The sequence below is a fragment of the Herbaspirillum sp. genome (assembly GCF_017744395.1).
GTDB lineage: Bacteria > Pseudomonadota > Gammaproteobacteria > Burkholderiales > Burkholderiaceae_D > Herbaspirillum.
This window is the reverse complement of sequence record NZ_JAGIBI010000004.1, coordinates 71295-88146: the sequence shown is the minus strand read 5'-3', so window position 1 is coordinate 88146 and position 16852 is coordinate 71295. Positions and strand designations below refer to the sequence as shown.

The following is a 16852-nucleotide window of genomic DNA, read 5'->3' as shown; positions in this document are numbered from 1 at the left end:
ATACAGTAATTGTGCTACAGTGAAGTCTCTTACAGACAAGAAGGGGACTCACTGCCATGACACACTTCGATCTTGCTTCAGACGCACGCTTCGCCGTCGCTTCCTCCACACCGTCGTCGTTCAGCCTGCGCATCGGCCGCCGCGAAATCTTCGCCTGCCGCGACACCTATGTGCGGCGTTATCGCGTCAATCCCGTCATCGAATGCAGCGCCGGCATCGAGCCCGGCCATGTTGAAATCCTGCTGTTCCGCCGCTGGCTGCTGGTGCTGTCCAAGGCACGCGGCTGATGCGCCGCGCGCTCGACTGGCTGGTGATGGACGATGGCGGCCGCGCCGTCGTCGTTGCCGCCATGACCGGTTTGGCGGCCAGCCGTCACCCTGGCGCTGGATCAGGCGCCGGCCGGGAAGGCGACCAGGTGCCTGACATCGAGGCGGATGCCGATCCACTCGCCGATGCCGTGGTCATGGTGCGAGGGCACCAGCGACAGTAATTGCTGGCCGTTCTCCAGTTGCAGCGTGTAGAGGAATTCCGCGCCGCGAAATGATTTGCGCAATACCTGCGCCTTGAAGGGCGATGCATCGTCATGCATCACATCGTCGGCGCGCAGCAATACATCGATGGCCGCCGGCCCGGGGGCGATGGCGTTCGCGGTTTCCATGCCGGTTGAGCCGGGCGGGTTGGCCGACGGATCATCCTGGTAACGCAGCAATCCGGCTGCGGTTTCCACTTCAACGCCGCCGTCCGTCCCGGATCGGCGCAGGCGGCCCTGCATCAGCACGCCGTGGCCGATGAAGTCGGCCACGAAGCGCGTGGCGGGACGGTGGTAGAGCGAGTAGGGCGTGTCCCATTGCTCAAGGCGGCCGTGCTGCATGACGCCGACCACGTCGCCCACGGCGAAAGCTTCCATCTGGTCGTGCGTGACCATCAGGGCGGTAGTGTGCGTACGTTTGAGGATGTCGCGCACATCATGCGCCAGCCTTTCCCGCAATTCCACATCCAGGCTTGAAAACGGCTCGTCCAGCAGCAGCAAGCGCGGCTGCGGCGCCAGCGCGCGCGCCAGGGCGATGCGCTGCTGCTGGCCGCCGGAGAGCTGGTGCGGAAATTTTTTATGCGCATCCGGCAGGCCGACCAGCGCCAGCATGTCGCCGACTACCGCCGTGCGCTGCGCGCGCGCCATGCCGCGCAGGCCGAAGCCGACGTTGGTGGCGATGTCCAGGTGCGGGAACAGGGCGAAATCCTGGAACACCATGCCGATGCGGCGCTCCTCGGCCGGGATGCGCAGGCCGGGGCCGTCCAGCAGGCGGCCGTCCAGGCGGATGCTGCCGGATTGCGGCTGCTCCAGACCGGCGATGGCGCGCAGCAGGCTGGTCTTGCCGCTACCGGAAGGGCCGAGCAACACGCCCAGTTGGCCCGGCTGCAGTTGCAGCGAAACGGCATCGACCGCCGGCGCCGGGGTGCGCGGATAACGGATGCAGACCTGATCGACTTCCAGAAACATGGGCTTGTTCGCTTAAATGGTTACAATTCGCATTTGCTTGCAGTGTAGCGCATGGGCCGGAAAAATTTCCGCCGAAGCATGCCGGCATGCATCCTTTGCCGTATTTCCCGGTTGTCTTTAGTTCTTTTCTGATCCTCTTGGCCCATGCACATCATCGGTTTGCTAGCAGTCCTGATCGCTTTGCCCATCCTCGGTATCCTCGGCGCCTGGTTCGGCCTGGATGCGGCCGGAATCGACAGCCTGCGCCAGCAGATGCAGACCGTGTTGCCGGGCTATCTCATTACCTCGGGCTGGCTGGCGCTGATGGTGACGCTGGGCGTGGTGCTGGTGGGCGGGGCGGCGGCGGTGGCGGTCGGCCTGTTCGAGTTCCGCGGCAAGCGTTTCTTCTCATGGGCGCTGCTGCTGCCGATGGCCATGCCGGCCTATGTCTGCGCGTATGCCTATACCGATTTCCTGCAGTACGCCGGCCTGGTGCAGACCACGCTGCGGGGCTGGTTCCCGGGATTGCGCTTCGATGTGCGCGGCTTGCCCGGCGCCGTCTTCCTGTTCGTCTTCACGCTCTATCCCTATGCCTACCTGCTGGCCCGCAATGCCTTGTCCGAGCGCGGCACGCACCTGATGGAAGCGGCGCGCATGCTGGGCACGCCGCTGCGCGAGCGCATCGTGCGGGTGGCGCTGCCGCTGGCGCGCCCGGCGCTGATGGCCGGCGCCGCGCTGGCGCTGATGGAGACGCTGGCCGATTACGGCGTTTCCGCCTACTTCGGCCTGACCACGTTCACCACCGGCATCTACAAGGCCTGGATGGTGCTGGACGACCGCATCGCCGCCGCCCAGTACGCCTCGATGCTGCTGTTGTTCGTGGCGGTGCTGTTGTGGCTGGAGCGGCGCGAGCAGCGGCGCATGCGCTTTGCCAGTACCCGCGGGCAGCGCGGCGATGACGGCGCCGAAGCGCGTTTGCCGAAGCTGCATGGCGCCAGGGCGGTGGCGGCCTGGCTGGTGTGTGGTTTGCCGGTGCTGCTCGGTTTCGTGCTGCCGGTGCTGATCCTGCTGCAATTGTGGTGGGGCGAACTGGGGCGCACGGCGGCGACAGGCTTTGAGGATGGCGCGGCATCGCTGTTCAGTTTTTCCCGTTATGCCGGCTGGGTGTGGAACAGTTTCCGCTTCGGCGGCGTGGCGGCGCTGGCGGCCGTCGCACTGGCGCTGTCGCTTGGCTTCGCGCAGCGCGCCGGCGGCTTGTCCCGCGTCACGGGATGGCTGCTGCGCGGCGTGGCGCGGCTGGCGGCTATGGGTTACGCCATTCCCGGTTCGGTGATCGCGGTCGGCATCCTGCTGCCGGTGGCCTGGCTGCAGGCGCTGTGGCCGGCGTCCGGCATGGGCGTGCTGCTGACCGCCACTTCGCTGGGCGTGGTCTACGCGTATCTGGTACGCTTCACGGCGGTCGCGGTGCAGTCGGTGGAAGCCGGCTATACGCGCATTCCGGCCAGCGTGGACGAGGCGGCGCGCACCCTGGGCAGCGGCCGCGGCGCTATCGCCTGGCGCCTGCACGTGCCGCTGCTGTGGCGTTCGCTGGCGACGGCGGCGCTGATGGTGTTTGTCGATGTGGTCAAGGAATTGCCGGCGACCTTGTTGCTGCGGCCTTTCGATACCGATACGCTGGCCGTCATCGCCCACAACCTGGCGCGCGACGAGCGGCTGGGCGAGGCGGCGCTGCCGGCATTGTCCATCGTGGCCGTGGGACTGGCGCCGGTGCTGCTGGTGATGCGCGCGCTGGATGCGCGCAGGAACTGATCCCTTGCAATCGTGGGCGCCGCCCGCATCATCTCAGGGGCAGCCAATACAACCGGCAAACCATGCGAATGGAGAAACAATGAGCCAATACGATTACGACCTGTTCACCATCGGCGGCGGTTCCGGCGGCGTGCGCGCCGCGCGTTTCGCCGGGCAGGCGGGCGCCCGCGTGGGCCTTGCCGAGAGCCGCGACCTGGGCGGCACCTGCGTCAATGTCGGCTGCATCCCCAAGAAGCTGATGTCCTACAGCGCGCATTACCACGGCGATTTCGCCGACGCCGCCGGCTACGGCTGGAGCCTGGATGGCCGGCTCGGCTTCGACTGGGCCACGCTGATCGCCAACAAGGACCGCGAGATCGCGCACCTGAACGATATCTACAAGCGCCTGCTGGACGGCGCCAACGTGACGCTGCACCGCGGCTTCGCCACCGTGGAGGATGCGCATACGGTCAATGTCGACGGCCGACGCTTCACCGCCAAACATATCCTGGTGGCCACCGGCGGCCACCCCGAACGCCCGGACATCCCGGGCAAGGAGTTCGGCATCACCTCCGATGATTTCTTCCATCTGCAAGCCTTGCCCAAGCGGGCGGTGGTGCTGGGCGGCGGCTATATCGCGGTGGAACTGGCTTCGATCCTCAATGGCCTGGGCAGCGAGGTCACGCTGGTCTACCGCGGCGAGCGCTTGCTGCGCACGATGGATGCCGACCTCGGCGCTTTCCTCGCCGAGGAGATGGCCAAGAAGGGCGTCAAGCTGGTGTTCAACGCCAACATCGACGCCATCCAGGCAGCGCAGGCCGGCGAGCATGCGGTCAAGGCCGTGCGCCTGTCCAACGGCGAGTCGCTGGAGGCCGAATGCGTGCTGTTCGCCACCGGGCGCAAGCCCAATACCGCGAAACTGGGCCTGGAGAAGGTTGGCGTGGCGCTGGAGAAGAACGGCGCCATCAAGGTCAACGACGATTTCGAGAGCAGCGTGCCGTCGATCCTCGCCGTGGGCGACGTGATCGACCGCGTGGCATTGACGCCGGTGGCGCTGGCCGAGGCGATGGCGGTGGTAGCGCGCCTGTTCGGCCAGGGGGAGCGGGTGATGTCGTACCGCAATATCCCGACCGCGGTGTTCAGCCATCCCAATATCGGCACCGTCGGCCTGAGCGAGGAGCAGGCGCGCAAGCAGGCGGGCGCGGTGAAGATCTTCAAGACCGACTTCAAGCCGCTGAAAAACACGCTCTCGCGCAATACCGGACGCACCTTCATGAAACTGGTGGTGGACGCCGCGAGCGACCGCGTGCTGGGCGTGCATATGGTCGGCGACGAAGCCGGCGAGATCATCCAGGGGTTTGCCGTGGCCTTGCAATGCGGCGCCACCAAGGCCCAGTTCGACATGACGATCGGCATCCATCCGACCTCTGCCGAAGAGTTCGTGACGATGCGCACGCCGGTGGCATAAGCGGCGGCAGCGCATGTTGTCCTGAATAAAGTTTCTTGCGATATCTGTCGTTAAAAGAACAGTGATGGCTTGATGGTGATATACGGATTGCCATAAATTGCTAAAATGGCAATCTTCCGGAGGGATTGCCTGCGTTTGTCAGAATGACGCGATGTACAGGCTTTTTCGTCGCATTTGTCCGGATTTGTTGTGATGCAGGAGGTTCTTCCCCAGCGGGATGGAAAAACCGGGCGCCGGCGGCGCCGCCGTTATCCCGAAAACCAGACATTCCGATACGTATCGCCCTACTGCCATGTTAAGCGCATCCTACGACAGCCTTCTGGTTGCCGTTTCGCTGTTCGTCGCCATCCTCGCCTCATATACGGCGCTGGATATGGCCGAACGCATCAACACCACCAACAGCCTGCAGTCCATGGCCGCGCGTCTGTGGCTGGCCGGCGGCGCCGTGGCGATGGGCCTGGGCATCTGGTCGATGCACTTCATTGGCATGCTGGCGTTCCGCTTGCCCATCGCGCTCGGCTACGATCCGTGGATTACCGCCTTGTCGCTGGCGATCGCCATCGTCGTGTCCGGCTACGCGCTGTGGATCGCCACACGGCCACAGTTGCCGTGGCGCCGGCTGTTGCGCAGCGCGCTGTTCATGGGAACCGGCATCGCCAGCATGCATTACACCGGCATGGCGGCCATGCGCATGAACCCCGGCATCGACTACGATCCGCTGCTGTTCATCGCCTCCCTCGCCATCGCCATCGCGGCGTCGGGGGCGGCATTGTGGATCGCCTTCAGCCTGCGCCGCAACACGCCGCATGTGAAGGCGGCGCGCGCCGCCGCCTCGGTCGTCATGGGGATCGCCATCGTCGGCATGCACTACACCGGCATGGCCGCCGCCAACTTCCGTGCCGGCTCGGTCTGCCTGGCCGCGCGCGAAGGCGTCAGTCCGGGCTGGCTGGCGATCCTGATCATCGTGGTGACGCTGGCGGTCCTGACCATCGCGCTCTTGACCTCGGTGCTGGATGCCCGCCTGGAATCGCGCACCGCCAAGCTGGCGCGCTCGCTGGCCGAGGCCAACGAGGAACTGACCCAGATGGTGCTGCACGACCACCTCACCAAGCTGCCCAACCGCACGCTGCTGGAAGACCGGCTGACCCAGGCCATCCACAAGGCCTCGCGCAACAAGGGACGCTTTGCGCTGATGTTCATGGACCTGGACGGCTTCAAGTCCATCAACGATTCGCTCGGCCACCATATCGGCGACCGCCTGCTGGTCGAGGTGGCGCAACGCCTGAGCGGCGTCGTGCGCGCGCAGGACACGGTGGCGCGCCTGGGCGGCGACGAATTCGTGATCCTGGCGGAGCTGAACAAGCCGGACGACGCCATGCCGGTCGCGGAAAAGCTGGTCGAGGCGGTGAACCTGCCCTTTATGGTGGAAAAGCACGAGCTGCGTGTCTCGGCCAGCATCGGCATCGCCATCTACCCGGACGACGGCAACACGCGCCATGACCTGGTGATCAACGCCGATGCCGCGATGTACCACACCAAGCGCAGCGGCCGTAACGGCTACAACTTCTTCGAACCGTCGATGAACGCCAACGCGCACAACCAGTTGCAATGGCTGCAGGACTTGCGCGTGGCGCTGGAACGCCAGCAGTTCCGCCTGGTGTACCAGCCCAAGTTCATGTCGCCGCATGGCCCCGTGATCGGCGCCGAAGCGCTGCTGCGCTGGCAGCATCCGGTGCATGGCATGGTCAGCCCGGATGAGTTCATCGCGCTGGCCGAGCGTTCGGGCCTGATCATCCCGATCGGCGCCTGGGTGCTCGACGAAGCCTGCCGCCAGATGAGCGAGTGGCGCGCGCTCGGCTACCTGGACTGGAAGATGTCGGTGAACCTGTCATCGTTGCAGTTCAACGATCCGCACCTGGTCGACATGGTGCGCTCGGTGCTGGAGAAGCACCAGTTGCCGCCGCATTGCCTCACGCTGGAAGTGACCGAATCGACCGCCATGTACGACACGGCGTCGAGCATGCTGACGCTGCAGAAGATCGCCGACCTGGGCGTGGATATCTCGATCGACGATTTCGGCACCGGTTATTCCAGCCTGCTGTACCTCAAGCGCCTGCCGGCCAACGAGCTCAAGATCGACCGCGGCTTCGTACGCGACCTGTCGGCAGGCACCGAGGATGCCGCGATCGTCTCGGCCATCGTGGCGCTGGGCCGCACGCTGAATTTGCGCATTGTGGCCGAAGGGGTGGAAACCGAGCTGCAGCAGGAATTCCTCACCTCGGTCGGGTGCGATGCGCTGCAGGGCTACCTCATGGGGCGCCCGGTGCCGCCCGAACAATTCCTGCAGGCAATCCGGCCGGAGCCGCCTGCCGCGCGCCAGGCCTGAGCGCATTTCCCACCGCTTCCATATGTAACTCCTCAACCCCGCAGCCCGCGCTGCCGCGCGGGGTTTTGCATCCGCCAAATTGGCGGGTGCACGGCCGGTTATTCCAGCGATCGCTTTGACGGGCTTGATGCAAGATGGCATCGAGAGTCCCGCGCTTGCCGGGACGGGATTGCCTGCGCCCATGCGGGCGGCTGCAAGAACGGAAAACGATGCGTGCCGGCAACTACCAACTACCGGCCAAGGATGGAGGAGACCATGAATATCATCGGCAATATGAAAATAGGCAAGCGCCTGGCGCTGGGTTTCGCAATCATCCTCGGCCTGTCGGTGGCCATCACCGGCATCGGCATCTGGCGCCTGCAGACCCTGGCCGATGCGACCCAGCTGATGATGGACAAGCCCATCGCCAAGGAACGCTACATCTCGGACTGGTACCGCAATACCTACAGCGGCATCCGCCGCGCCACCGCGGTGGCCAAGAGCAGCGACCCTTCGCTGTCGGCGTTCTTCAAGCCGGAGACCGATGAAGCCACGCGCGTCTCCACCGAACTGCAGAAGAAGGTCGAAGCACTGGTGACGAGCGAAGAGGAAAAGCAACTGCTCGCCAAAATCACCGGCACCCTGCGCAAGCAATATCTCTCCACGCGCGACGTGATCTACAAGGAAAAGGCCAAGGACAATCCGGACCAGGAAATGATCAAGAACGCCCTGGAAAAGGATTACCTGCCGGCGGCCAAGGCCTACCAGGAAGGGGTGGAGGCGCTGATGAACCTGCAGCGCAAGGCGCTCGACGAGCTGGCGGTCCGCAATGAACGTATCGCCCAGCAGAGCGCGGTATTGCTGGGTGTGCTGGAGGCGCTGGTGCTGGCTTTCGGCGTGGCTTGCGCCTGGTTCCTGACGGTCGGCATCACGCGCCCGCTCAATACCGCCGTGACGGTGTCGCGCCAGGTGGCACAGGGCGACTTGTCGGCCGAGATCGTCGTCAAGAGCAAGGATGAGGCCGGCCAGTTGCTGCAAGCCCTGCAGGATATGAATTCCAGCTTGCGCAATATCGTCAGCAACGTGCGCATCGGCACCGAGACGATCAATACCGCCTCTTCCGAAATCGCCAACGGCAACCTCGACCTGTCGGCGCGTACCGAGCAGCAGGCCGGCTCGCTGGAGGAAACCGCCTCGGCGATGGAAGAGCTGACTTCCACCGTCAAGCAGAACGCCGACAACGCGCGCCAGGCCAACCAGCTGGCGGCGTCGGCTTCGCAGGTGGCCGAGCAGGGCGGCGTGGTGGTCAACCAGGTGGTGCAGACGATGGCTTCGATCAACGACTCCTCGCGCAAGATCGTCGACATCATCAGCGTGATCGACGGCATCGCGTTCCAGACCAATATCCTGGCGCTGAACGCGGCGGTGGAAGCGGCGCGCGCCGGCGAACAGGGCCGCGGCTTCGCGGTAGTGGCGTCGGAAGTGCGCTCGCTGGCCCAGCGTTCGGCGGCGGCGGCCAAGGAGATCAAGGGCCTGATCGACGATTCGGTGGAGAAGGTGGGCACGGGCAGCCAGCTGGTGGCGCAAGCCGGGCAGACCATGGACGAAGTCGTCGCCAGCGTGCGCCGCGTGACCGATGTGATGGCCGAGATCACCGCGGCCAGCCAGGAGCAGAGCACCGGCATCGAGGAAGTCAATCGCGCCATTACGCAAATGGATGAGAACACCCAGCAGAATGCCGCCCTGGTGGAACAGGCCGCGGCGGCTGCGCAGTCGATGCAGGAGCAGGCTGCCAAGCTGTCGCAACTGGTCAGCGTATTCAACCTGCGGGGCGAAGCGGCTTCGAGAATCCAGGCCGCGCCTCATGTCATCGACGTCACGCCCGCACAGGCGCGGTTGCCGTAGCGCCGCACGCCGCAGGCATACGCACGAATTCCGGAGGGGGAACTTGGGGCGGATGGCCGGATTGGCCTCCGCCCTTTATTTTTATCGCGGCAGGTCCGTGTCAGGATCATGGCCGCCGCATTCGAGCCGGTATTGTTCGTCGGCGCGCCGGGCTTTGCGCTGGGCGTTTTCCAGCCGCTTGTCATTGGGCCGCAGGGGCAGGCTGCGCGCTTGCTGCAGGTCCTGTTCGGCCCAGCGGCGGCGCAAGGCCAGCTTGGCGCAGGCCTTCTTTTGCGCGGCTTCGGCGCGCGGCTGTTGGCGTTCGCGCGTTGGCACCGTGTGTTGCTCGGCCTGTCTGGAATTAGGCGGCGCCGGTTTTAGCGCGGGAACAAGCGGCAGCGGCGGCGGCTTGAGTTCCTGCGCATCGGCGCAAGGCTGGTCGCTGTAGGCGGAATGGCCGGCGGCATCAGTGCATTTGTAGATGGCAGCCGCTGTGGCCGGCGCGAAGCAGGCCAGCAGCAGCGCCGCTACCGATGCGGCGAAGGTGGGCGAAAGGCGGGAGCGATGCAAGGGCATGGGAAGGCCGATCGGGAGCGGCATGCGGCAAGCAAGGGAAATGCGCGCCACGGATGGCGCGCGCCTGTTTCCCTGCCGCTCCCGGTCGTCTTGCCGCGGCCGGTCAGATGACCTTGCCCGGATTCATCAGGTTGTGCGGATCCAGCGCGGTTTTGATGGCGCGCATCAGCTTAAGTTCGACCGGCGACTTGTAGCGCGTGATTTCTTCGCGCTTGAGCGCGCCCAGCCCGTGTTCGGCCGAGATGGAGCCGCCGAAGCGGTCGACGCTGTCATGCACCACCAGGTTGATGGCCTGCTGTTGCAGGATGAAGTCGGTATCGGCCATGCCGGCCGGCGGCGAGACGTTGTAATGCAGGTTGCCGTCGCCGAGATGGCCGAAGGTCACCATGCGGCAGGCGGGCGAAGCCTGCTGCAGCAGCCTGTCGGTGACATCGATGAATTCGGCGATGCGCGAGATCGGCACCGAGATGTCGTGCTTGATGTTCTTGCCTTCATGGGCCTGGGCCATCGAAATGTTTTCACGCAATTGCCACAGCGCTTTCGATTGCGCGATCGATGAGGCGATGACGGCATCGTCGATCAATTCCTGTTCCAGCGCGCTGCCGATGACCGCTTCGAACATGGCGCGGGCGTGTTCTTCCGATTCGCTGTCCGACAATTCCAGCAGCACGTATTGGGCGTGGCGCTGGCTGAAGGGCAGGCGCTGGTCGGGGAAGTGCTTGCACACCAGTTGCAGGCAAAAGTCCGACATCAGCTCGAAGCCGGTCAGCGCCGCTCCGCACTGCGATTGCGCCAGGTTCAGCAATTGCAGCGCCTGGGCCGGCGTCTTCAGCGCCGCCAGCGCGGTGACTTGCGCGCGCGGCTGCGGGAACAGCTTGAGTACCGCCGCCGTGATCACGCCCAGCGTTCCCTCGGCGCCGATGAACAGGTCGCGCAGGTCGTAGCCGGTGTTGTCCTTGCGCAGGCCGCGCAGGCTGCTCATCACCTCGCCTTGCGCCGTGACCACTTCCAGTCCCAGGCACAGCTCGCGCGTATTGCCATAGCGCAGCACGCCGGTGCCGCCGGCGTTGGTGGAGAGGTTGCCGCCGATAGTGCAGCTGCCTTCGGCGGCCAGCGACAGCGGGAACAGCCGGCCGGCTGCGGCCGCTTCCTGCTGCACGTGCTGCAGGATGCAGCCGGCCTCGACCGTCATGGTGTTGTTGACCGGATCGACGGCGCGCACGCGGTTCAGGCGCTTCAATGACAGCACCGCGGCGTTGCCTTGCTGGTCGGGCACGCTGCCCAGCACCAGGCCGGTGTTGCCGCCTTGCGGCACCAGCGGCACGCGATATTGCTCGCACAGCTTGACGACGGCGGCCACCTCGGAGGTGTTCGCCGGACGCAATACCGCTACCGCGCGGCCGGTGAAACGGCCGCGCTGGTCGGTCAGGTAGCCGGCGGTGTCGCCGCTTTCGGTGAGGACATGCGCCGCGCCGATGGCGGCGCGGCAGGCTTGCAGGAATTCATTCATGGCGCGGTGCGGGCAAATGGAATCCGCGCCCGATGGCGGCGCGGGAAAACGGGCGGACGTGGCTTATTGGGATGCCTTCCGGATCGCCTGGCGGGCGATTTCCCGGGCGGCCTTTTTGAACGGGCGCAGGTAGAGCAGGGCGCACAGGAAGTAGGCGCACGACAGTCCGGCTTCGGCCCATCCCAGCAGCACCGACATGTGCGCGGCGTCGCTGGTGGCGCGCACCAGGCCCTCGGCCAGGTAGACCAGGATCAGCATCGACGACCATTGCATGGTGTAGACGTCGCGTTTGAGCACGCCGCGTAGCGGCAGCAGCAGGGGGATCACCTTGAGCACCATCCAGGAGCCGCCCGGACGCAGCGGCGCCAGCACCAGTTCCCACGCCACGCACAGCAGGATCAGGGCAATCAGGCTGGCGATGGCGCCAGCATGGAAATAGCGTGCATAGGGTGCCTGCGGGCTGCTCATGATGGTCTCCGTAATTGTTTGGCGGTTTCGGCCAGCCGTTTGCCCAGCGCGATGGCCAGGGCGCGCGAGTCGTCCGACAGCGGCTGGTTGCCGTTGACGCCGGCCCAGTGGCTGGCGCCGTAAGGGGTGCCGCCGCTTTTGGTGTTCATCAGTTCGGGGTGCGTATAGGGCAGGCCGAGGATCAGCATGCCGTGGTGCAGCAAGGGAATCATCATCGACAGCAGGGTCGATTCCTGGCCGCCGTGCATGCTGCCGGTGGAGGTGAAGACCGCGGCCGGCTTGCCCGACAGCGTGCCGGAAAGCCATTGCGGCGCGGTGCCGTCCCAGAAGTATTTCATGGCCGAGGCCATGTTGCCGAAACGCGTGGGCGAACCCAGCGCCAGGCCGTCGCACTGTTCCAGGTCGGCGGCTTCCACGTAGGGCGCGCCGCTGGCGGGCACATCCGGCTCCACCGCTTCGGCCACCGTCGATACCGCCGGCACCGTGCGCAGGCGCGCATCGCAGCCCGGCACGCTTTCCACGCCCTGGGCGATCAGCTCGGCCAGTTTGCGGGTGGCGCCGTGGCGCGAGTAGTACAGCACCAGGACGGTGGCGTTGGCGGAAGAGGCGGGAGCGGCGGAGGAATGGGCGGTGTTCATGCGGCTTATTATATTTCCGTTTGTTTCGCTTGCCATCCTGGAGGAGGTGGCGTTTCCCGGTCGTTCAAGCTCTGGTGGAAAGTGTGCGCGTCGAACATGCGACGCGCCATCTGCTGAAAACTTTTCACTAAAAGTTCGGAAAATGAAGAAATATTGGGGATAATCGGAATTTCGGTGCCTTCCCGCACGGCCCGGCAGCCGCTGTCCATGCGCGGTTGGCGGGATGCGGCAGCGGAGGAACCAGAAGGCATGCGCCGGGGTCTCCTTGCGCTCCTTGCATTTGAAGTGAATTGATTTGATGTCTCCCTTGCGTTTTTCCTTGTCCCGTATGCGTGGCCTGACCCGTCAGCAATTGCTCAACCTGTTCCGCTTCGCCGCCCGCCGGCTGGGCGAGGATCGCCTGCCGCAAGTGGCCGGCAGCCTGACCTTCACCACCATCCTCTCGCTAGTGCCGATGCTGACGATCGCGCTGGCGCTGTTTACCGCTTTCCCGCTGTTTTCCACCTTCCGCGCCGCGCTGGAAGCCTACTTCGTCGAACACCTGATGCCCAAGGGCGTGGCCAACACCATCCTCGGCTACCTCAACCAGTTCGCCTCGAAGTCGGCGCGCCTGTCGGCGCTGGGCGCGGTAGCGCTGATCCTGACTTCGGTCATGACCATGTCGACCATCGAAAGCGTGTTCAACCAGATCTGGCGCGTCAAGAAGTCGCGCCCGCTGGTGCAGCGGGTGCTGGTGTACTGGGCCATCATCACGCTGGGGCCGCTGCTGATCGGGGTCTCGATCAGCGTCACGTCGTACCTCTCCACCGCCACCGGCGGCGCGGTCAAGAGCCTGCCCTGGCTGGGCGCGAGCTTCTATACGCTGGTGTCGCTGCTGCTGTCGACGGTGGCCTATACGCTGCTCTACAGCACGGTGCCCAACCGCACCGTGGACTGGCGCGACGCGCTGGCCGGCGGCCTGGTGGCGGCGATCGGCGTGGAAATCGCCAAGCGGCTGTTCGCGGTGTATATCCTCAAGTTCCCGACCTACACCATGGTGTACGGCGCGGTGGCGGTGCTGCCGATCTTCCTGCTGTGGATCTACATGATGTGGATGATCACGCTGCTGGGGGCGCTGCTGACGGCGGCGCTGCCGGTGGTGCGCTATGAGCGCTGGTGGCATGTGTCCTCGCCGGGGGCGGAATTCATCGATGCGGTCAAGATCCTCAAGTTCCTGTATCTCGCCCGTACGGGCGAAGAGACCGCCGTGGTTGACATGGGCGAAGTCAGGCGCGCCACCCGGCTGGGCCTGGGCGAATTGCAGGACTTGCTGCGCAAGATGGAAGAAGCGGGCTGGGTGGCGTCGATCCGGCCGGAAGTCTCCCGCAAGGCTTCATGGAACAAGCGCATCATCGACGGCATGGACCGCTGGGCGCTGGTCGCCAATCCGGCCGTGCTGAAGCTGGCGCAGGTGTACCGCCTGTTCGTCTTCGACTCGTCGGTGCTGATCCATACCGGCGAGGAGGGTGTGCTGGCATCCCGGGTGGAAGCGGCGGCCGATGCCGCGCTCGACCAGTCGCTGGAGGAATATTGCAATGCACCGGAAGCGGGGCGGCAAGAGCGCGCGGCGGCCGTCGCGTCCGAGCCCTATGCTCCAGTGCCGCTGGAGCAGCGGCGCAAGATGTGGGAGCGCTGAACGGTTCAGAACGAGATCTGCCCGGTCAGCATTTGCCAGTACATGGTCCAGTCGCCGAGGAACGAGTAGAGCGGGTGGCGGAAGGTGGCCGGCTGGTTTTTCTCGACCATGAAATGGCCGATCCAGGCGAAGCCGTAGCCGCACAGGACGGCGACCGGCAGCCACCACCATTGGTGGGTGACCAGCAGCAGCATCAGACTCAGCAGGGCCAGCGTCGATCCGAGGAAGTGCAGTTGGCGGTTGACTCGATGCGAGTGTTCGCTCAGGTATGTCGGATAGAAATCGGCGAAGCTGGCATATTCCCGTTTGGGCAGTGCAGTGGACACGTTCATCTCCCTAAGTCCCGATGCTTTCAGCTTAGCCAGCGCGTCTCCGGGATTCAATGAAATAGTTGCAAAGCAGCGCGATTGCCGGTTGCCGAAACCGCGCCCTTGCCCGTACCATGTCAATTACGCCACGGGCGTGCACAGCCATTTGCATGTTGCCTGGATGAATTGGATTTTTCAGGCACCATCGGCTACAGTCAAAACAGCACACTATAAATTTAGGATGACACCATGAAAGTCTCTGAAATCCTTAAGGTCAAAGGCAACATCCTGTTCACCGTTACGCCCGACACCCCGATTCAGGAGGCGGTCGCCGCGATGGCTGAGAAAGACATCGGTTCCCTGGTGGTGATGGAATACGGCGACCTGGTCGGCATGCTGACCTTCCGCGAGGTATTGCTGACGCTGCACCAAGGCGGCGGTTCGCTCGGTTCGTCGACCGTGCGCAAGCACATGAACGATGCGCCCATTACCGTCACGCCCGACACCGACCTCAACGAAGTGCGCCGCATCATGCTGGAAAAGCACGCGCGCTATGTGCCGGTGATGGAAGCGCGCACCTTGCTGGGCGTGATGTCCTTCTACGACGTGGCCAAGGCGGTGCTGGATGCGCAAGGCTTCGAGAACAAGATGCTGAAGGCCTACATCCGCGACTGGCCGGCAGAGCACGAAGAGAACTGATGCCTGCAGCGCAGGGCCATCGCGCCGCATGAAGACCGTTCCTCCGGGAGCGGTTTTTTTATTGTCCGCGGCATTCCATCCGATCAACGCACCGATTTGTCCATGCAAAAGAATAACCAGTTCGCCTTGTTGGCCCAGCGGCGTTTCGCCCCGTTCTTCTGGACCCAGTTCCTGGGGGCGCTCAACGACAACGTCTTCAAGACCGCGCTGCTGACCATCCTGACCTACGACGCGTTGTCGTGGACCGGGATGGATACCGGCCTGCTCAACAACCTGATCCCGGGCCTGTTCATCCTGCCGTTCTTCCTGTTCTCGGCCACCGCCGGGCAGTTGGCCGACAAGCTGGAGAAGGGGCGCGTGGCGCGCTTCGTCAAGCTGCTGGAAATCGCGATCATGGCCGTGGCCGCGTACGGCTGGATGACCCATCACCTCTGGCTGCTGGTGGCGGCGGTGGTCGGCATGGGCATCCACTCGACCATTTTCGGGCCGGTCAAGTACGCTTACCTGCCGCAGCAGTTGAAGCGCGAGGAGCTGATCGGCGGCAACGGCGTGATCGAAATGGGCACCTTCGTCGGCATCCTGCTGGGCGAAATCCTGGGCGCGGTGCTGGTCGTGCACAAGCCCTGGGGGCTGCAACTGGTGGCCGGGGTGACGCTGGGCATCGCCGTGCTCGGCTGGCTGGCCAGCCTGGGCATTCCGCATTCGCCGGCGCCGGCGCCGGAACTCAAGGTCAACTGGAATCCGTTCACCGAGACCGTGCGCAACCTCGGTTTTTCGCGCCGCAACCGTCCGGTATTCCTGTCGTTGCTGGGCAATTCCTGGTTCTGGTTCTACGGCGCCATCGTGCTGGCGCAGTTCCCGCTCTACGCCAAGAATTACCTGCATGGCGACCACAGCGTGTTCGTGCTGCTGCTGGCGGTGTTCTCGGTCGGCATCGGCGCCGGTTCGCTGCTGTGCGAACGCTTGTCCGGCCACAAGGTGGAAATCGGCCTGGTGCCGTTCGGCTCCATCGGCCTGTCGGTGTTCGGCGTGGAGCTATACCTGGCCAGCCGCGGCTATGCGGCGCCGGGCGCGGCGGTTGATGTCGCCGGGTTCCTGGCGCAGGGCGGGAGCTGGCGCATCCTGGCCGATTGCCTGGGCATCGGCGTCTTCGGCGGCCTCTACATCGTGCCGCTGTTCGCGCTGATCCAGACCCGCTGCGACCCGGCCCACGTTTCTCGCACCATCGCCGGCATGAACATCATGAACGCGCTGTTCATGGTGGTGGCGGCACTGGTGGCGATGGCGCTGCTGAAAGCGGGCCTGACGATTCCCGAGATATTCCTCGCCACCGCGGTCCTGAATGCGCTGGTGGCGATCTATATCTTCTCGCTGGTGCCGGAATTCCTGATGCGCTTTTTGGCCTGGCTGCTGATCCATACCTTCTACCGCGTGCGCATCGCCAACGGCCACGCCATCACCGAACAAGGCGCCGGCGTGATCGTATGCAACCACGTCAGCTACGTCGACGCCATCGTCATTATGGCGGCCAGCCCGCGCCCGATCCGTTTCGTGATGGACCACCGCATCTTCAAGATCCCGGTCTTGTCCTGGGTGTTCCGTACCGCCCGCGCGATCCCGATCGCGCCGGTCAAGGAGGATCCGTGGCTGACCGAGAAGGCCTTCGTGGATATCGCCCAGGCGCTGCACGAGGGCGAACTGGTCTGCATCTTCCCGGAAGGCAAGCTGACCAGCGACGGCGAGATCAATCCCTTCCGCGGCGGCGTGCAGAAGATCCTCGCCCGCACCCCGGTGCCGGTGTTGCCGATGGCTTTGCGCGGCTTGTGGGGCAGCTTGCTCTCGCGCGATACCAGCAATCCCTTCGCGCGCTCCTTCAAGCGCGGGCTGTACTCGCGGCTGGAACTGGTGGTGGGCGAGGCGGTGCCGGCGGAGCAGGCGACGCCGGAGTTGCTGCAGGAGAAGGTGCGGCAGCTGCGCGGCGAGTGGAAATAGGAAC

The 16852-nt window shown here is 64.8% G+C and carries 15 protein-coding genes; 8 read left to right on the top strand and 7 right to left on the bottom strand.

The annotated features are described in order from the left end of the window. Nucleotides 1-56 precede the first annotated feature (56 nt). Nucleotides 57-287 carry a hypothetical protein gene (locus J7548_RS12910; protein WP_290975015.1) on the top strand — a complete coding sequence of 77 codons (231 nt, stop codon included), beginning with the start codon at nucleotides 57-59 and terminating at the stop codon, nucleotides 285-287. A 101-nt stretch (nucleotides 288-388) separates the two neighbouring features. Here J7548_RS12910 and J7548_RS12905 read toward each other — a convergent pair whose 3' ends face one another. Beyond that, nucleotides 389-1498 (bottom strand): ABC transporter ATP-binding protein, encoded by a 1110-nt coding sequence (locus J7548_RS12905; RefSeq protein ID WP_290975014.1) that lies wholly within the window; start codon nucleotides 1496-1498, stop codon nucleotides 389-391. 144 nt (nucleotides 1499-1642) lie between these two features. On the opposite strand from J7548_RS12905, the gene J7548_RS12900 reads away from it, so the two are divergent. From J7548_RS12900 to J7548_RS12885, 4 genes are all read left to right on the top strand, one after another. Further along, nucleotides 1643-3286 carry an iron ABC transporter permease gene (locus J7548_RS12900; RefSeq protein WP_290975013.1) on the top strand — a complete coding sequence of 548 codons (1644 nt, stop codon included), beginning with the start codon at nucleotides 1643-1645 and terminating at the stop codon, nucleotides 3284-3286. A gap of 79 nt (nucleotides 3287-3365) precedes the next feature. Next, nucleotides 3366-4733, top strand: coding sequence for a glutathione-disulfide reductase (gene gorA / locus J7548_RS12895; protein ID WP_290975012.1), 1368 nt, complete (start codon nucleotides 3366-3368; stop codon nucleotides 4731-4733). A 292-nt stretch (nucleotides 4734-5025) separates the two neighbouring features. Continuing rightward, entirely contained in the window at nucleotides 5026-7119 is a 2094-nt protein-coding gene (locus J7548_RS12890) for an EAL domain-containing protein (protein WP_290975011.1), read from the top strand. A 255-nt stretch (nucleotides 7120-7374) separates the two neighbouring features. Then, nucleotides 7375-9003, top strand: coding sequence for a methyl-accepting chemotaxis protein (locus J7548_RS12885; protein ID WP_290975010.1), 1629 nt, complete (start codon nucleotides 7375-7377; stop codon nucleotides 9001-9003). Nucleotides 9004-9084: 81 nt separating this feature from the next. On the opposite strand, the gene J7548_RS12880 is transcribed toward J7548_RS12885, so the two are convergent. From J7548_RS12880 to J7548_RS12860, 5 genes are all read right to left on the bottom strand, one after another. Beyond that, a complete protein-coding gene (locus J7548_RS12880; protein ID WP_290975009.1) occupies nucleotides 9085-9558 on the bottom strand; it encodes a DUF4124 domain-containing protein in 474 nt (157 codons plus the stop codon). Nucleotides 9559-9661: 103 nt separating this feature from the next. Continuing rightward, on the bottom strand, nucleotides 9662-11068 hold the full coding sequence (locus J7548_RS12875; protein WP_290975008.1) for an FAD-binding oxidoreductase: 1407 nt from the start codon (nucleotides 11066-11068) through the stop codon (nucleotides 9662-9664). A 63-nt stretch (nucleotides 11069-11131) separates the two neighbouring features. Then, nucleotides 11132-11536: a DUF2069 domain-containing protein gene (locus tag J7548_RS12870; RefSeq protein WP_290975007.1), complete on the bottom strand. Its 405-nt coding sequence runs from the start codon at nucleotides 11534-11536 to the stop codon at nucleotides 11132-11134. Beyond that, nucleotides 11533-12174 carry an NAD(P)H:quinone oxidoreductase gene (wrbA, locus tag J7548_RS12865; RefSeq protein WP_290975006.1) on the bottom strand — a complete coding sequence of 214 codons (642 nt, stop codon included), beginning with the start codon at nucleotides 12172-12174 and terminating at the stop codon, nucleotides 11533-11535. The genes J7548_RS12870 and wrbA overlap by 4 nt, the downstream gene beginning before the upstream one ends. Before the next feature lie 8 nt (nucleotides 12175-12182). Then, nucleotides 12183-12425, bottom strand: a complete 243-nt coding sequence (locus J7548_RS12860) for a hypothetical protein (protein ID WP_290975005.1) — start codon at nucleotides 12423-12425, stop codon at nucleotides 12183-12185. A gap of 77 nt (nucleotides 12426-12502) precedes the next feature. Between J7548_RS12860 and J7548_RS12855 the strand changes: the two genes are divergently transcribed. After that, complete coding sequence (locus tag J7548_RS12855) at nucleotides 12503-13849, top strand: YihY family inner membrane protein (RefSeq protein ID WP_290975161.1); 1347 nt, start codon at nucleotides 12503-12505, stop codon at nucleotides 13847-13849. Nucleotides 13850-13854: 5 nt separating this feature from the next. On the opposite strand, the gene J7548_RS12850 is transcribed toward J7548_RS12855, so the two are convergent. Next, a complete protein-coding gene (locus tag J7548_RS12850; RefSeq protein WP_290975004.1) occupies nucleotides 13855-14181 on the bottom strand; it encodes a DUF962 domain-containing protein in 327 nt (108 codons plus the stop codon). Between the two features lie 225 nt (nucleotides 14182-14406). On the opposite strand from J7548_RS12850, the gene J7548_RS12845 reads away from it, so the two are divergent. Continuing rightward, the gene (locus J7548_RS12845) at nucleotides 14407-14856 is read left to right on the top strand and encodes a CBS domain-containing protein (RefSeq protein WP_290975003.1); all 450 of its coding nucleotides are present in this window, start codon (nucleotides 14407-14409) and stop codon (nucleotides 14854-14856) included. Nucleotides 14857-14958: 102 nt separating this feature from the next. Further along, on the top strand, nucleotides 14959-16848 hold the full coding sequence (locus J7548_RS12840; RefSeq protein WP_290975002.1) for an MFS transporter: 1890 nt from the start codon (nucleotides 14959-14961) through the stop codon (nucleotides 16846-16848). Nucleotides 16849-16852: the final 4 nt, after the last annotated feature.

Coding starts and splice junctions, on each gene's coding strand:
- J7548_RS12905 (WP_290975014.1), bottom strand. CDS start 1,498: ATGTTTCTGGAAGTCGATCAGGTCTGCATCCGTTATCCGCGCACCCCG.
- J7548_RS12885 (WP_290975010.1), top strand. CDS start 7,375: ATGAATATCATCGGCAATATGAAAATAGGCAAGCGCCTGGCGCTGGGT.
- J7548_RS12910 (WP_290975015.1), top strand. CDS start 57: ATGACACACTTCGATCTTGCTTCAGACGCACGCTTCGCCGTCGCTTCC.
- J7548_RS12900 (WP_290975013.1), top strand. CDS start 1,643: ATGCACATCATCGGTTTGCTAGCAGTCCTGATCGCTTTGCCCATCCTC.
- J7548_RS12890 (WP_290975011.1), top strand. CDS start 5,026: ATGTTAAGCGCATCCTACGACAGCCTTCTGGTTGCCGTTTCGCTGTTC.
- J7548_RS12880 (WP_290975009.1), bottom strand. CDS start 9,558: ATGCCCTTGCATCGCTCCCGCCTTTCGCCCACCTTCGCCGCATCGGTA.
- wrbA (WP_290975006.1), bottom strand. CDS start 12,174: ATGAACACCGCCCATTCCTCCGCCGCTCCCGCCTCTTCCGCCAACGCC.
- gorA (WP_290975012.1), top strand. CDS start 3,366: ATGAGCCAATACGATTACGACCTGTTCACCATCGGCGGCGGTTCCGGC.
- J7548_RS12840 (WP_290975002.1), top strand. CDS start 14,959: ATGCAAAAGAATAACCAGTTCGCCTTGTTGGCCCAGCGGCGTTTCGCC.
- J7548_RS12860 (WP_290975005.1), bottom strand. CDS start 12,425: ATGCCTTCTGGTTCCTCCGCTGCCGCATCCCGCCAACCGCGCATGGAC.
- J7548_RS12845 (WP_290975003.1), top strand. CDS start 14,407: ATGAAAGTCTCTGAAATCCTTAAGGTCAAAGGCAACATCCTGTTCACC.
- J7548_RS12850 (WP_290975004.1), bottom strand. CDS start 14,181: ATGAACGTGTCCACTGCACTGCCCAAACGGGAATATGCCAGCTTCGCC.
- J7548_RS12870 (WP_290975007.1), bottom strand. CDS start 11,536: ATGAGCAGCCCGCAGGCACCCTATGCACGCTATTTCCATGCTGGCGCC.
- J7548_RS12855 (WP_290975161.1), top strand. CDS start 12,503: ATGCGTGGCCTGACCCGTCAGCAATTGCTCAACCTGTTCCGCTTCGCC.
- J7548_RS12875 (WP_290975008.1), bottom strand. CDS start 11,068: ATGAATGAATTCCTGCAAGCCTGCCGCGCCGCCATCGGCGCGGCGCAT.